The sequence below is a fragment of the Paenibacillus sp. J22FR5 genome, assembly GCF_059691975.1.
Genome location: NZ_JCAUAN010000017.1, coordinates 96670 through 110695 on the forward strand (window position 1 = coordinate 96670; position 14026 = coordinate 110695).

Consider the following 14026-nt stretch of genomic DNA (forward strand, 5'->3'; position numbering starts at 1 on the left):
TGTGGTTGGAGGCTCGTCGGAATGACATTCCGTAGCTCAACGTGAAGTTGGTGGTGATATTTAACGGACTTGAGCGCCTCTATTTCCGGAAAATCAGGTATGTTTGCTTTGCAACGGACACCAACGCCGTTATTTACTGAATTGAAAGGCTGATTCGCGTCCAAATGGAGAGAATAACGGCCATGTAGTCCGTTAAAAGTTAGAATCCGTGCTTTATCGCCAAATAGCGGCTCCTGTGTCCGTTAGAGGTAAAAGGCGGGGAAAACAGAAAAAAACCCTCCCTACTGTTACGTAGGAAAGGCCTCGTGGTAACGCGCTATTGAATGATAAAATTCTTCGTCAAGGTAAAGACACTCTCAATTGCTTTCAGCACCAAGTGCGGAACGACGCCAAGTGCCACGCTGATTAAGGCACATAGCCAAACCGTTATGCCTAATGGCACGGACACTTTGATGGCGGCTGGCTCGTAATCGCTGCGCATGAACATTTGGCGCACAATGCTGAAATAGTAGTAGAACGATACCACACTGGTTGCGATCATTAAGGACCCAAGCCAGTATTGCTGCGTCTGCATCGTTCCTAAGATGATGTAGAGCTTACCGAAGAATCCGCCTGACAATGGGATACCAGCTAAGGAGAGGATCAACAGTACCATAGCCACAGCTGTTAAAGGTGCGCGATAGTAAAGCCCCGCAAAGCCTTTGGCCTCGGTATGACCCTCAGCCTGCTCGATAATCATCAACACAGCGAAAGCTCCAATGTTCATAAACATATACGCAATTAAGTAGAAAATGAATTCCGAGAAGTTGCCATAATGCGTGGACGAAAAGTACGTTCCGATCGGAACGAGCAGATAACCGGCATTGGCAATCCCCGAATAGGCGAGTAGCCTTTTCATATTCGTTTGCTTCAGCGCAATGAAATTCCCCACGACCATCGCGACAGCGGCCATAACGGATATCGCTAGGAAGACATCTGACTGCAATTGACTATTTGCGAAGCTGCTAAATCCGAATAGGACGTAGAAGACTCGGAACAGAATAGCAAATCCGGCCGCTTTGGACACGACAGCCAAAAATGCCGTAACCGGTGTTGGCGCTCCCTCGTATACATCCGGTGCCCAGCTGTGGAATGGCGCAGCCGCGATTTTAAAACCGAAGCCTGCTAGCAGCAGGAAGAAGGCGACATAGAGCAATGGCTCGTACGACGTTACCAGTGTAGGAAGCGCTGCACCAATCTCTTGCAGATTAGCGGAGCCGACCATCCCGTAAAGGAAGGACATGCCGTACAAGATGATCGCGGACGAAATACCGCCCATAACCAAGTACTTGAATGCTCCTTCATTGGACTTGCTGTCTCTCTTCTTCATAGCAACCATTAAATAAGAGGTGATACTGAGCAGTTCTAATCCTACGTAGAGGGTAATCAAATCACCAGAGGATGACATGATCATCGCCCCTAACGCAGCAGGCAAATAGAAGTAGTAGTACTCCCCGACGTGCGGGATGCTATCCTCTTTCACGAAGCCTAAGCTCATAAAGACGATAAGTCCCGTTCCGACTAACGTACATAATTTCAGGATGTTCGAGAAATCGTCGACGCGATAACTTTGATTCAGGAGCTGAATCGCCTCGTCCGGATTCAGCTGCAGGACAACGAAGACGGCGGAAATCGCGATGCCGACGAGCGTCAACCACCCGATAATCGAACGGCTGAAGCGGTTTGGCAGAACCAAATCCAAGAGAGATAGGATGATCGCAGTAGCAACCAGCGCAAGCTCAGGGAGCAGATGCGTCAAATCAGCAACATGGAGTCTAATCTGTTCCACTGGACTAACCTCCTATCTTCCCGGCTACGCTATGGATCAATTGATCCAAGCTGCCAATGGTTTGTTGAAGCGGCTGACTCAGCACGCTTGGGTATACACCCAGCAAGAGAATGAACGCGACCAAGGTAATCATCGGCACAGCCTCAATGAGACGCGCGTCGCGCATCCCTTGCTGCAACAGGCTCGGCTGCTTAGGGCCGAACGTGATGTTCAGTACCCCGCGCAGCACGTACACCGCTGCAAATATAATACCCAGTGTACCGACAATCGCGTACACACGGTGTGTTTCAAAGAGTCCCACGAACGCGAGGAACTCACTGATAAAGCCGGATAAGCCTGGCAATCCGAGCGATGCCATCCCTGCAATCAGCAGAATTCCGCTGATGAAGGGAATGTTGCTGGCGAGACCGCCCAAGCGATCGAGCTGTGTGGTTTCGGTTCGCTCGTAGATGCTGCCGACGAGCAAGAACATCAGGGCTGAGATCAAACCGTGTGAGATGAGCTGGAACACGGCACCTTGCAGACCTGAAATGTTGAAAGCAGCGAGTCCAAGCAGGACGATGCCCATGTGGCTGATACTTGAGTAGGCCAGTACGAGTTTGAAGTCTTTTTGGACCATCGCGAGAAGCGCGCCGTACACGATGTTAATGACACCGAGGAGCGCGAGCACCCACGCCCATTGCTGGGCTTCCGCCGGGAAGAACAGAATACCGAAACGGATGAGGCCGTAGGCCCCCATTTTGAGCAAAATCCCGGAGTGAATCATAACAACAGCAGGCGGAGCCTCTGTATGTACCTTCAGCATCCACGTATGGAACGGGAAGATCGGCAGTTTGATCCCGAAAGCGACCAACAACATGATGAACACGGTCCATTTCATCGCTTGACTCATGAAGAACGGCGTGCCTGTCTGATTCACATAAGCCTCTGGAGCCTGCAGTAGGTTATGTGCAATCGTATGGATGTCACCGCTGTAGTAAATGATAGCCTCTGTCTGCGACGGATCTTGGTTAAAGCCAGCAGTCGTAACCAGAATAAGGAACGCAATCAGCATGATCGCTGAGCCGAGTCCATTATACAGCAAGAAGCGGTTAGCGGCTTGCTCCCGGTTCATATACCCCCAAATTCCGATCAGGAAGAACATCGGCACGAGTGTAATTTCGAAGAACAGGAAGAACAAGAACAGGTCCTGTGCCAGGAATACGCCGAACATCCCTGTTTCTAACAAAAGGAACAAAATGAAATACGTTTTCCAACGTTTTTTAATGTAAACCGATGCTAATGCCGCCATGGACGAGATTAGCGCCGTTAGAAAGACGAGCGGCAACGAAATGCCATCGACAGCCAACGAATATTTAAACTCGAAGAAGTATTGGTTAATTTGCTGAATGCCCTCGTGGTTTAATGGGACTTTGATCCAATCAAGCTGTTCTTTATACTGGAGCGGATCCCCCTGATAGTTATAGTCCACATACAACCATGCCGCCAAAACAAGCGGAATTAGCGTCGTGACGATACCCACGGTTTTGATCAAACGTCCACGATCCCCCCGAAGGAAGAGCAAAACGAGAACACCAAGCAGAGGTGAGAAGGCGATCATACTTAAAATGGGTAAATTATCCGGCATGTATGAACCTCCTTCCTGCAATGGCAAGTGCCAGAATCAGCATCCCTAGTAGCATGATGACCCCGTAGGACTGCAGTTGACCATTTTGAAGTCGGGAGCCTAAGCGTCCAAGACTAACCACGGTGAAAGCAACTAAGCGTACAATCCCGTCAATGATGTAAATATCAATCAATTCTAGAATGAACCCTAGACCGCGAAGCGGTTTGACAACGATGACATCATAGATGTCATCAATGAAATATTTGCGATTAAGCAACGTGTACAACCAAGGCATTTTACCCGAAACGATGTCCCGCGGAATCGTACGTTTGAGATAGATCAGATAACCAAGCCCAATACCGAGCAATCCAGCTAGTGTGGACAAAATAATAACCGTCCAATTCGCTGCCTCTTCATGGTCTTGCCCTGTCAGCCAGTGACCCAGCCATTCATTGAATGGCGTATTCACGAAGCCTGCAACAACGGCGAGCACAGCAAGAATAATAAGCGGTGTCGTCATGGATGCCGGAGATTCATGGGGCTCATGCGCGTGGTCGTGTGCGTGATCATCATGATCTTCCGAAGCATGTGCTTTCGCTCTAGACGAGCCCATAAACACGAGGAAGAACAGACGTGACATGTAGAAAGCGGTGAAGAACGCCGCAATGACACCGACCCAGAACAGAAGCTGATTATGCTCGTATGCTTCGGTTAGAATCATATCCTTCGACCAAAAGCCTGCGAATGGGAAGATACCAGCTAAAGCCAGCGTACCGATCGCGAAGGTCCATGTCGTGATTTTCATTTTGCGGGATAAGCCGCCCATTTCGTTGATGTCTTGCGTATGAACCGCATGAATGACGCTACCTGCGCCCAAGAAGAGCAAGGCTTTAAAGAACGCATGCGTGAACAAGTGGAACATCCCTGATGTATACGACACGCCAATACCCAGCGCCATCATCATGTAGCCGAGTTGGCTCACGGTCGAGTAAGCAAGAATCCGCTTAATATCGTTCTGTGCGATACCGATGGTAGCTGCAAAAATGGCGGTAAATCCACCTACATAAGCAACTACCGTCAACGCATCCGGAGAGGCGTGGAAAATATCAAACGTTCGTGCCACAAGGTAAACCCCGGCAGCAACCATCGTTGCGGCGTGGATCAGCGCCGAGATCGGCGTTGGCCCTTCCATCGCATCAGGCAACCACGTGTGCAGCGGGAATTGACCGGATTTGCCCATCGCCCCGATGAAAATCATAACCGCAATCCACGTGACGATCGTAGGGTCGATTTTGCCCGTAGTAAAGGCATTATGTATGGAAGTAAAATCGAGCGCATGCCCTGGCATGTATAGATACAACAGCAGGATCGCGATAAACAAGCCCACATCCCCGATGCGGGTGACGATAAATGCCTTTTTGGCGGCAGCCTTCGCCTCTGGCTTGAAGTACCAGAATCCGACGAGCAAGAAGGAACATACCCCTACCAGCTCCCAGAAGATGTAGAGTTCCAGCATATTTTCTGAAATAACAAGACCTAGCATCGAGAAGGAAAACAGCGCAATATAGCCAAAAAACACGTGAATTCGCTCGTCGCCCTTCATATAGCCCTTGGAATAAATGTTCACCAGCAGCGAAACGAGGGTGACAATTACGAGCATCAGGGAATTTAGGTTGGTGACCTCAAACCCCATTTTCAGCGTAAAATCGCCGACCTGCAGCCAGTTCATTTTATCCCACGTGAAGTCCTCCACCTTGCCGCCTATACGCTCTACGAAAATGAGCAAAGCCACAATAAATGAAAGCAGCATCGCGAAAATACTAATGTAAATCCCTAAGTCCTTGAGTTGACGTCCCATCGCCGTGAGCGCTAGAAAAGCAAGCAACGGAAACAATGGAATGAGCCAGGCGTACTGTGAATAGTCCGATACCATAGCCTTGTTAGCCTCCTAGCGCTTCATAGAATCCAAATCCGTAACTTCGACCGTGCCTTTATTTCGGTAAATTGTGATCAATATCGCAATCCCAACAGCCGCCTCAGCAGCTGCAATTGTAATGTTAAAGAGGGAGAAGATTTGCCCCGTCAATACCGGATGATCCCCCAGCTTCGAGAAAGCAATCAAATTCAAGTTCACCGCATTGAGCATAAGCTCAATGGAAAGCAGCACGATAACCCCGTTTTTCTTCGTAAGTGCCCCATAAAGACCGATACAAAACAGGATCGCCGCTAATGTAAGATAGGGAGTAATTAAGTTACCCATGCTAATCCTCCTCTCTCTTCGCCACGACAATAGCACCAATGAAGGCGACCGTCAGCAACACGGACATGATTTCGAAAGGAATCACATGCACATTATAGAGCAGCTTCCCGATTTCGAGTGTATTATCCTTGCCAGCATCTAATGCCCCCGAAGATACGAAGGTCGATTTCTGAATCGCATAGAACAATATCCCGAACAATCCCACAGCGCCGAGAATGGCCAAGCCTTCATGCCACGGGCGCTTAGGTCCCTCGTCTTCACCCTGTCTATGCTTCGTCATCATAATACCGAATATCATGAGGATCGAGATGGCACCCGCATAAATCAGGACTTGAACGAAAGCGACAAACTCAGCTTCAAGGATGACATACAGGCCAGCCAAGCTAATAAACGTAAGAGCAACGGCAATCACCATGTGAACGACTTTCGTAAAAGAGATCATAAAGATCGCCCCGCCGATGGCGAGCAGTGCGAAGATGAAGAAGGCCCAGCTCGTACCGCTGGATAGGAAATCACCTAGTCCACTAAACATCTTTCTTCGCGCCCCCTTTAGGCATCGCAGAATTGTTCTCTTGACGAATGTTTTGTGTGTTGCTGCTCAACCATTGCATATCTTTGAACAAATCATCTCGACTGAAGGAGCTCAGCTCAAAATTATTCGTCATCACGATCGCTTCCGTCGGACACACCTCTGTGCACAGATCGCACAGAATACAAATTTCGAAGTTGATGTCATACGTATCGATGACCTTTCCCTTTTTCTCAGGGTCTGGGTTCGCTTTTCCAGTTAGCGTAATACACTCCGTCGGACATACACGCGCACATTGATTGCACACAATGCATTTCTCGGGATCAAAATATTGAATACCACGAAAGCGATCCGGCATTTTAATCGGCACTTCTGGGTACGCGTACGTTACTTTCTTCTCAGTCAAGTGCTTAAACGTGAAGCCTAAACCTTTCATAATGCCCTTCATGTGTTTCAACTCCTTTAAGTTTTCCGTAGGAAAACTAACTTCGAAAGCATCTATTCTTAAAAGATGGTCATAATGATCGCGGTCAGCAGCATGTTGGCCAGTGCTAATGGAAGCAACACTTTCCAGCCAAACCCCATAAGTTGATCAATGCGAACCCGTGGCAGTGTCGCCCGCAGCCAGAAGAGGAAGAAAACGACTGACGAGAATTTCAACAGGAACCAGATGACGCCTGGAATGAAATCAAGGAATCCGAATGGCGCATGCCACCCACCTAAGAAAATCAAAGAGATGAGTGAAGCAATGACGAAGACGTACACATACTCGGATAGCATGAAAAAAGCGAAGCGGAAACCGCTGTATTCCACATGGTAACCCGCAACGAGCTCGGATTCTGCTTCCGGTAAGTCAAACGGCGTACGATTAAGCTCCGATACACCCGCAATCACGAAAATGATGAAGCCGAGGATCTGAGGAATGAAATTCCAGTGCCAGAAACCTCCGGTTTGATGATCAACAATGGTATGCAGATTCAAGCTGCCTGTCATCATGACCACACCAACGACCGAAATAACTAGGGGAACTTCATAGCTGATCATTTGCGCTGCGGAACGCATGCCGCCTAATAAGGCATATTTATTGTTGGATGCCCAGCCGCCAAGGATAATTCCAATGGTTGAGATCCCTGTAAGGGCTACATAGTAGAGCAATCCCACATTCAAGTTCGCACCAAACATCCGATCCGAGAACGGAATGGTCGCAATGATCGTAAAGGACGGGATAAAGGTAATGATCGGTGCGAGAATGAAGAGCTCACGCTCGGCTTTCCGAGGAATCGTATCTTCCTTAATGAGAAGCTTGAGTACGTCAGCGACGCTCTGCAGCAGCCCGAAAGGCCCTGTTCGGTTCGGCCCGATCCGCAACTGCATCCAGCCAATGACCTTACGCTCGAAGTAGATCGCATAGGTAACGAAACCGAGAACGAGCATGAGCATCACAATGCCCCAGAAAAGGAATACGAAGAAGTTCGTCCACGTCAGACTCTCCTCCAATAGATTGACCATTAGGCATCCACCTCCCCAACGACAATATCGATGCCGCCCAGAATCGTAATTAGATTGGTCATCGACTCCCCGACCAGAAGCTTGGGCAATATTTGCAGATTCACGAAGGATGGTCTGCGGAATTTCAAACGGTACGGCTCTTGCTTGCCTCGGGAAATAATATGGCAGCCGATTTCTCCACGTGGAGACTCGATCGCTGCGTAGATTTCGCCTTCTGGCGGACGAATAACCCGCGGCACTTTGCCCATGGTTTCGCCACCTTCAGGGAACACGTTTAAGGCTTGCTCGAGGATGCGAAGGGACTGTTTAATTTCTTCCATACGGATAAGATAACGGTCATAGCAATCCCCGCCATTTCGCACAGGCACATCGAATTGGAAGCGGCTGTAGAGGCTGTAGGGCTGCGTTTTGCGAATATCCCAGTCTACACCCGTACAACGCAGGTTCGCCCCGCTAAGGCCATAAGCAATGGCTGTCTCGGCATCATATTTACCTACACCCTTGATCCGTGATAGGAAAATCTCATTTCCGGTCACGAGCGTGTGATACTCTTCTAATTTGCCGTACATATACGGAACGAATTTCCGCACTTTGTCGATCCAGCCTTCTGGTGCGTCCCATTTCACGCCGCCTACACGCATATAGTTGTACGTTAAACGAGCACCACACAATTCGTTGAATAGATCGATAATAATTTCGCGGTCACGGAACGCATACAAGAACGGACTCATTGCCCCGATATCCAGCAGGTAGGTTCCCCACCAAACCATGTGAGACGCAATTCGCTGCAGTTCCATCACGATTAAACGGAGAAATTCCGCGCGTTCAGGGATTTCTAATTGCATCATTTTCTCAACCGCGTTAACTAACGCGTAGTTGGTCGTCATCGCCGATACATAATCCATGCGGTCCGTGTACGGGATAATTTGGGTATAGCTGAGGTTCTCAGCCAATTTCTCTGTTCCTCTATGTAAGTAGCCCATGACGGGTATTGCTTCTCTAATGATTTCACCATCCAGCTTTACAATCACGCGGAAAACGCCGTGCGTACTAGGATGCTGAGGGCCAACGTTTAACAAGAGCTCTTCTGTCCGTAACACGTGCTACACCTCCGGGTCAAGCGGTTCGTAGTCTTTGCGCAGTGGATGACCCACCCAATCATCAGGCATCATGATGCGAACTAAATTCGGGTGGCCAGGGAAATCGATGCCGAAAAGGTCAAAGGCTTCGCGCTCGTTCCAGTTGGCCGTCGGCCAAACATCAGCTACCGAAGGTATGCTTGCTTGCTCGCGGTCTGTCTTCACTTTCACACAATACTCATGCTTATGTGTGAGGGAAAGCAGATGATACGCCACCTCCAGGTGCGTCTCTTGGTCCACACCGGAGAGATTGCGCAAGTAATCGCAGCGCAGCTCTTCGTGATCTCTCAGCGTCAGCGCGGCCTGCGGCCAGCGCGAGCTGTGAATGATGACATAAGGGCGATGCGCATCCCTTTCGTTGATGAAAGCGTCGACGACGGCGTCTTCGCCTGCCTCGGCTTTCAAGATCGTCACCAACCGGTCCAGCAGCGGCTGGTTCGGTGACGGCTCCTTCGGCGCGGCTGGCTCCGCCGAATCGGTCTTCGCTCCGCGTGCGCTAGCTCGCGCGGCACGGGCTTCTGCGGCGGCCTGGGCTTTGGCCGCCTTCTCTTCGTCAGAGCCTGCGTCAGCGGACGCTGGCGTTGGTGGGGCCGACGCGGGCTCGCCCGTCGGCTCTGCATTGGCCGCGCGCGCTGCGAGGCGCGCGGCTCTTGCCGCGGCGCGCTCCGCCGCCGCGTTACTGCTCTGCGCAGCCGCTGGCGCATCGGCGCCCTGCCCACGCTCCGCGAGCTCAGCCGCAGGCGCGTCGCTTGGCTCGCTCGTCGTCTGCGCATCCGGATCAGCAGCTTGCTTCTCCGCCGCGCGATCTACGGATGCTTGCACGTCCGGACTAAGAGGCGTCTTACTCGCACGTGCCTCTGGGGTGAGCTTGCCAACCTCAGCAATTGCTTCCTCTAGGGGCGATTCATTCACTTTCTTATCATCGTCAGCAGGAGGAGTCAGATCTACCGCTGTTTCTTCCGGCTTTTTCTCCTCGCTCATCGATTGGTCACCTGCTTCCCAGTTTTCGCTTCATAGCGAATCTTCTCCTGAAGCTTGTTAATCCCATAGATAAGCGCAGCTGGATTCGGCGGGCAACCTGGGATATACACATCCACCGGTACGATCTGGTCGACACCTTTGACAACTGAATACGACTTTACATACGGTCCGCCTGCTGTCGCGCAGGAGCCCATTGCAATAACCCACTTCGGTTCAGGCATTTGTTCGTAAAGACGGCGCAGCAAAGGAGCCATTTTCTTCGTAACTGTCCCTGCCACAATCATCACATCTGATTGCCTAGGTGACGTACGGAAGATGACTCCGAATCGGTCTAAATCATAGTGAGAACCGCCTGTCCCCATCATTTCGATCGCGCAACAAGCCAAGCCAAAGGTCAATGGCCAAAGCGAATTACTGCGAGCCCAAGCTTTTACTTGCTCCAGCGTTGTCATAAATACATTACGGTTTATTTCTTCCCGTTCCTCGGGAGAGATCGACTCTAAACTGAAGTCCATTGCAGCACCTTCTTCTTCCAAGCGTATATTAATCCTATGGCAAGCAAGGCTACAAAAATACACATTTCTATTAAAGCAAACAATCCTAGCTGATTAAAAGCAACAGCCCACGGATAGAGGAACACGGTCTCCACATCAAAGATGACAAACATCAAAGCAAACAAATAATAACGAATGTTAAACCGGATTTGTCCCTCACCTACAGGCTCATTGCCACTCTCATATGTCGTGTACTTCTCTTCGATGGGTTTACTCGGTCTTAACCATTTGCCAATCGTCAGCGCTGCTATGGGGAGGAAAATACCTAACCCAAGAAAAATCGCTACGATTACATAGTTATTTGTATACATCATGTGAATGTAACCGCCTCCATTTCTTATTTGCGTTCCTTACGATCTACGTAGTTTTGGTAATAATCACCTATATTAGTATAACAAAAAGGGGTTTAGGCGTCGACATTAATTCTTTCACGTTAAGAGTAGCATACCACATAGACGGGTAATACTATTCATTGGGCAACGTTATCGCGATGCCGACGGACAAAGCATTCAATTAACAGCAGGCGAAATGTTCCCACCTTGCCCTAAAACAGGACAATCCACCCTTTGGCATCACGCTTAAAATGAAATCCGTCAGCCGCTGCTCCTCTCCTCCGAGAGGGGCAGTTTTTTTACCTTTAGCACAAAAAAACGGAGGAACCGAAGTTCCCCCGCTTTGATCTATTTATTTCCCGGACACACCGATACGATTCAATGCTCTTTGTAAAGAAGCTTCAGCACGTTTGAAATCCACGTTATCTTGCTTTGTTTCTGCAAGACGTTTCTCCGCACGGTCTTTCGCTGCCTTCGCACGATCAATATCAATTTGTTCAGGCAGCTCGGCGCTTTCCGCCAAAATAACCACCTTATCCTTGCGCACTTCCATGAAACCGCCGTTCACTGCGATAACTTCGTCTTTAGAGCCCGTTTTCTTCACAGTAATCGGTGCAATTCTTAGTGGAGTGACCAATGGAATGTGATTCGGCAGAATTCCAAGCTCCCCTTCAGCACCCTTCACGCTAACCATGTTCACTTGTTCAGCGTACACTTTGCGTTCCGGTGTTACAATTTCCAGTAGGAATGTACTCACTTGGATTCTCCTTCCTAAACTTACTTAGAGAGTATGCAGCTTACAGCGTTTTAGCTTTCGCGATTGCATCCTCGATTGTGCCCACGTTGTGGAAGGCAACTTCAGGAAGATTGTCGTGCTTACCTTCAAGAACTTCTTTGAAGCTGCGCACGGTATCCTTCATTGGTACATACAAACCTGGGAATCCGTTGAACGGCTCAGCAACGTGAAGCGGCTGAGACAAGAACAGACGAAGACGACGCGCACGAGTAACGACCAATTTGTCCTCATCAGACAACTCATCCATACCCAAGATCGCGATGATATCCAGAAGCTCTTTGTAACGTTGAAGAATTTGTTTAACGCCTTGTGCTACTTTATAGTGCTCTTCACCAACGATTTCTGGTGTCAAAACACGGGAAGATGATGCAAGTGGATCTACCGCTGGGAAGATACCTGCGGCCGCGATACTACGCTCCAAGTTCGTTGTTGCGTCCAAGTGAGCGAAAGCCGTTGCTGGAGCCGGATCCGTATAGTCATCGGCAGGAACGTAAATCGCTTGAATGGAAGTAACGGAACCTTTTTTCGTGGACGTAATACGCTCTTGCAATTGACCCATTTCTGTAGCTAGGGTTGGCTGGTAACCTACCGCGGAAGGCATACGGCCTAACAAAGCGGAAACCTCAGAACCTGCTTGTGTGAAACGGAAGATATTATCGATGAAAAGAAGAACGTCTCTTCCTTCTTCGTCACGGAAATACTCAGCCATTGTCAAACCGGACAAAGCTACGCGAAGACGCGCACCTGGAGGCTCGTTCATTTGACCGAATACCATCGCTGTTTTTGCAATAACGCCGGAGTCTTTCATCTCGTGGTAAAGGTCATTACCTTCACGAGTACGCTCACCAACACCCGCAAATACGGAGATACCGCCGTGCTCTTGTGCAATGTTGTGAATTAGCTCTTGCATCGTTACCGTTTTACCTACGCCGGCACCACCGAAGAGACCAATTTTACCACCTTTTGCATAAGGAGCCATAAGGTCAATAACTTTAATACCTGTTTCAAGAATCTCTGATTTTGTCGACAAGTTGTCGAATGCTGGAGCTTCTTTGTGGATCGGGCTAGTTAATGTACGGTCAACTGTTTCGTCACCATCGATCGGATCGCCCAATACGTTAAATACACGACCCAGTGTTGCTGCACCAACGGGTACAGTAATCGCTGCGCCAGTATCTGTTGCAACGGCACCACGTACAAGTCCGTCTGTTGAGGACATTGCTACGCAACGTACGAGGTTGTCACCAAGGTGAACAGCCGCTTCAACCGTCATAGTGGATGATTGTCCACCTTCGGTTCTTTCAATTTTGATTGCATTCAGAATTTCAGGGAGTTGTCCGCGTTCGAACTCAATGTCGACGACAGGCCCTGTAATATTCACAACGCGCCCTTTGCTCATGGTTTCCCTCCTAAGTAAAGCTTGTGTCTCCATCGAGACCGTTTATGAGATAAACCTCTATCGAGGTCTTTTCGAAGATGTCCGACCGCGTTAAGCGGATGGTTTATTCGCCAATAAGAATTTATTTTTTCCGACTCGTCGAAAACTTGTAAATTCTTATGTGGACATTATGCGTTCGCGTTAGCTCCAGCGACGATTTCCGAAATTTCTTGCGTAATCGAAGCTTGGCGTGCACGATTGTAAGCCAATGTGTAACTGCTGATCATCTTCGTTGCATTCTTCGTTGCGGAGTTCATCGCTGTCATTCTCGCGCCAAACTCACTTGCTTTGCCTTCCAATACAGCACTGTAAATAAGCGTCTCAGCATATTTAGGGAGCAGTACTTCCAAAACGCCTTCCGGTGACGGCTCATACTCATAGCTAGCTGCAGCCACGCCGGATACATCTTCCATTGGAAGCAGACGAATCATGGTTGGAATTTGGGTAATCGCGTTTTGGAACTTGTTGTAAATCAGGAACAGTTGGTCATACGTACCGTTAACGAAATTAGAGACCGCTGCTGTTGCAACAGGCTTAATATCCGAGAATTTCGGCGTATCCGGAACACCGGTTACTTCTTCAACAATCGGAATATTTCGTTTCGAGAAGTAATTGCTTCCCTTACGTCCAATTACGAAGACGGAGTACTCAGCTGTTGATTTATGATTTTCACGAATTTCAGTCATTGCTTTACGCAACACATTGGCATTGTAACCACCAGCCAGACCACGGTCGGAAGTAATGACCAAATAGGCCGTTTTCTTCACTTCACGTGATTGTAGCATCGGGTGCTTTACGCCTTTCGTGCCAGCTGCAATGCTTGCAACCACTTCCTTCAACTTCTCGGAGTACGGACGTGCCGCTTCCGCTGATTGCTGCGCTCTACGTAAGTTCGCTGCTGCAACCATTTCCATTGCTTTCGTAATTTGCTTCGTGCTTTGTGTGGATTTAATTTGGCGCTTAATCTCGCGCATTCCTTTTGCCATACCTGCTCACCTCTCTTTTGAGGCTTAGAAAAGCCTTCATTCGAAGACCTGAATTCAGGCGTCCGCCT

General features: G+C 49.2%; 14 protein-coding genes. All 14 read right to left on the reverse strand.

Annotated features, from left to right (window positions below):
• Nucleotides 1-316: 316 nt before the first annotated feature.
• Nucleotides 317-1828: an NADH-quinone oxidoreductase subunit N gene (locus AC58P7_RS20620; RefSeq protein WP_497346156.1), complete on the reverse strand. Its 1512-nt coding sequence runs from the start codon at nucleotides 1826-1828 to the stop codon at nucleotides 317-319.
• A gap of 4 nt (nucleotides 1829-1832) precedes the next feature.
• Nucleotides 1833-3455, reverse strand: coding sequence for a complex I subunit 4 family protein (locus AC58P7_RS20625; protein ID WP_497346158.1), 1623 nt, complete (start codon nucleotides 3453-3455; stop codon nucleotides 1833-1835).
• Nucleotides 3445-5367 (reverse strand): NADH-quinone oxidoreductase subunit L, encoded by a 1923-nt coding sequence (gene nuoL / locus AC58P7_RS20630; RefSeq protein WP_497346160.1) that lies wholly within the window; start codon nucleotides 5365-5367, stop codon nucleotides 3445-3447. Before nuoL ends, AC58P7_RS20625 begins: the two co-directional genes overlap by 11 nt.
• A gap of 15 nt (nucleotides 5368-5382) precedes the next feature.
• Nucleotides 5383-5694, reverse strand: a complete 312-nt coding sequence (gene nuoK / locus AC58P7_RS20635) for an NADH-quinone oxidoreductase subunit NuoK (RefSeq protein WP_497346162.1) — start codon at nucleotides 5692-5694, stop codon at nucleotides 5383-5385.
• A gap of 1 nt (nucleotide 5695) precedes the next feature.
• A complete protein-coding gene (locus AC58P7_RS20640) occupies nucleotides 5696-6226 on the reverse strand; it encodes an NADH-quinone oxidoreductase subunit J (protein ID WP_497346164.1) in 531 nt (176 codons plus the stop codon).
• Nucleotides 6219-6671, reverse strand: coding sequence for an NADH-quinone oxidoreductase subunit NuoI (gene nuoI / locus AC58P7_RS20645; RefSeq protein WP_028556942.1), 453 nt, complete (start codon nucleotides 6669-6671; stop codon nucleotides 6219-6221). The genes AC58P7_RS20640 and nuoI overlap by 8 nt, the downstream gene beginning before the upstream one ends.
• A gap of 56 nt (nucleotides 6672-6727) precedes the next feature.
• Nucleotides 6728-7732 (reverse strand): NADH-quinone oxidoreductase subunit NuoH, encoded by a 1005-nt coding sequence (nuoH, locus tag AC58P7_RS20650; RefSeq protein WP_497346166.1) that lies wholly within the window; start codon nucleotides 7730-7732, stop codon nucleotides 6728-6730.
• On the reverse strand, nucleotides 7732-8832 hold the full coding sequence (locus tag AC58P7_RS20655; RefSeq protein WP_497346168.1) for an NADH-quinone oxidoreductase subunit D: 1101 nt from the start codon (nucleotides 8830-8832) through the stop codon (nucleotides 7732-7734). The genes nuoH and AC58P7_RS20655 overlap by 1 nt, the downstream gene beginning before the upstream one ends.
• A 3-nt stretch (nucleotides 8833-8835) precedes the next feature.
• Nucleotides 8836-9852 carry an NADH-quinone oxidoreductase subunit C gene (locus AC58P7_RS20660; RefSeq protein ID WP_497346170.1) on the reverse strand — a complete coding sequence of 339 codons (1017 nt, stop codon included), beginning with the start codon at nucleotides 9850-9852 and terminating at the stop codon, nucleotides 8836-8838.
• On the reverse strand, nucleotides 9849-10367 hold the full coding sequence (locus tag AC58P7_RS20665) for a NuoB/complex I 20 kDa subunit family protein (protein ID WP_028556938.1): 519 nt from the start codon (nucleotides 10365-10367) through the stop codon (nucleotides 9849-9851). Before AC58P7_RS20665 ends, AC58P7_RS20660 begins: the two co-directional genes overlap by 4 nt.
• Complete coding sequence (locus AC58P7_RS20670) at nucleotides 10352-10717, reverse strand: NADH-quinone oxidoreductase subunit A (protein WP_028556937.1); 366 nt, start codon at nucleotides 10715-10717, stop codon at nucleotides 10352-10354. The genes AC58P7_RS20665 and AC58P7_RS20670 overlap by 16 nt, the downstream gene beginning before the upstream one ends.
• A gap of 373 nt (nucleotides 10718-11090) precedes the next feature.
• Nucleotides 11091-11495, reverse strand: a complete 405-nt coding sequence (locus tag AC58P7_RS20675; protein ID WP_497346172.1) for a F0F1 ATP synthase subunit epsilon — start codon at nucleotides 11493-11495, stop codon at nucleotides 11091-11093.
• Between the two features lie 40 nt (nucleotides 11496-11535).
• Entirely contained in the window at nucleotides 11536-12933 is a 1398-nt protein-coding gene (gene atpD, locus AC58P7_RS20680) for a F0F1 ATP synthase subunit beta (protein WP_497346174.1), read from the reverse strand.
• Between the two features lie 167 nt (nucleotides 12934-13100).
• Complete coding sequence (atpG, locus tag AC58P7_RS20685) at nucleotides 13101-13958, reverse strand: ATP synthase F1 subunit gamma (RefSeq protein WP_497346176.1); 858 nt, start codon at nucleotides 13956-13958, stop codon at nucleotides 13101-13103.
• Between the last annotated feature and the right edge of the window lie 68 nt (nucleotides 13959-14026).

Coding starts and splice junctions, on each gene's coding strand:
- AC58P7_RS20625 (WP_497346158.1), bottom strand. CDS start 3,455: ATGCCGGATAATTTACCCATTTTAAGTATGATCGCCTTCTCACCTCTG.
- nuoL (WP_497346160.1), bottom strand. CDS start 5,367: ATGGTATCGGACTATTCACAGTACGCCTGGCTCATTCCATTGTTTCCG.
- nuoK (WP_497346162.1), bottom strand. CDS start 5,694: ATGGGTAACTTAATTACTCCCTATCTTACATTAGCGGCGATCCTGTTT.
- AC58P7_RS20640 (WP_497346164.1), bottom strand. CDS start 6,226: ATGTTTAGTGGACTAGGTGATTTCCTATCCAGCGGTACGAGCTGGGCC.
- nuoI (WP_028556942.1), bottom strand. CDS start 6,671: ATGAAGGGCATTATGAAAGGTTTAGGCTTCACGTTTAAGCACTTGACT.
- nuoH (WP_497346166.1), bottom strand. CDS start 7,732: ATGGTCAATCTATTGGAGGAGAGTCTGACGTGGACGAACTTCTTCGTA.
- AC58P7_RS20660 (WP_497346170.1), bottom strand. CDS start 9,852: ATGAGCGAGGAGAAAAAGCCGGAAGAAACAGCGGTAGATCTGACTCCT.
- AC58P7_RS20665 (WP_028556938.1), bottom strand. CDS start 10,367: ATGGACTTCAGTTTAGAGTCGATCTCTCCCGAGGAACGGGAAGAAATA.
- AC58P7_RS20670 (WP_028556937.1), bottom strand. CDS start 10,717: ATGTATACAAATAACTATGTAATCGTAGCGATTTTTCTTGGGTTAGGT.
- atpD (WP_497346174.1), bottom strand. CDS start 12,933: ATGAGCAAAGGGCGCGTTGTGAATATTACAGGGCCTGTCGTCGACATT.
- atpG (WP_497346176.1), bottom strand. CDS start 13,958: ATGGCAAAAGGAATGCGCGAGATTAAGCGCCAAATTAAATCCACACAA.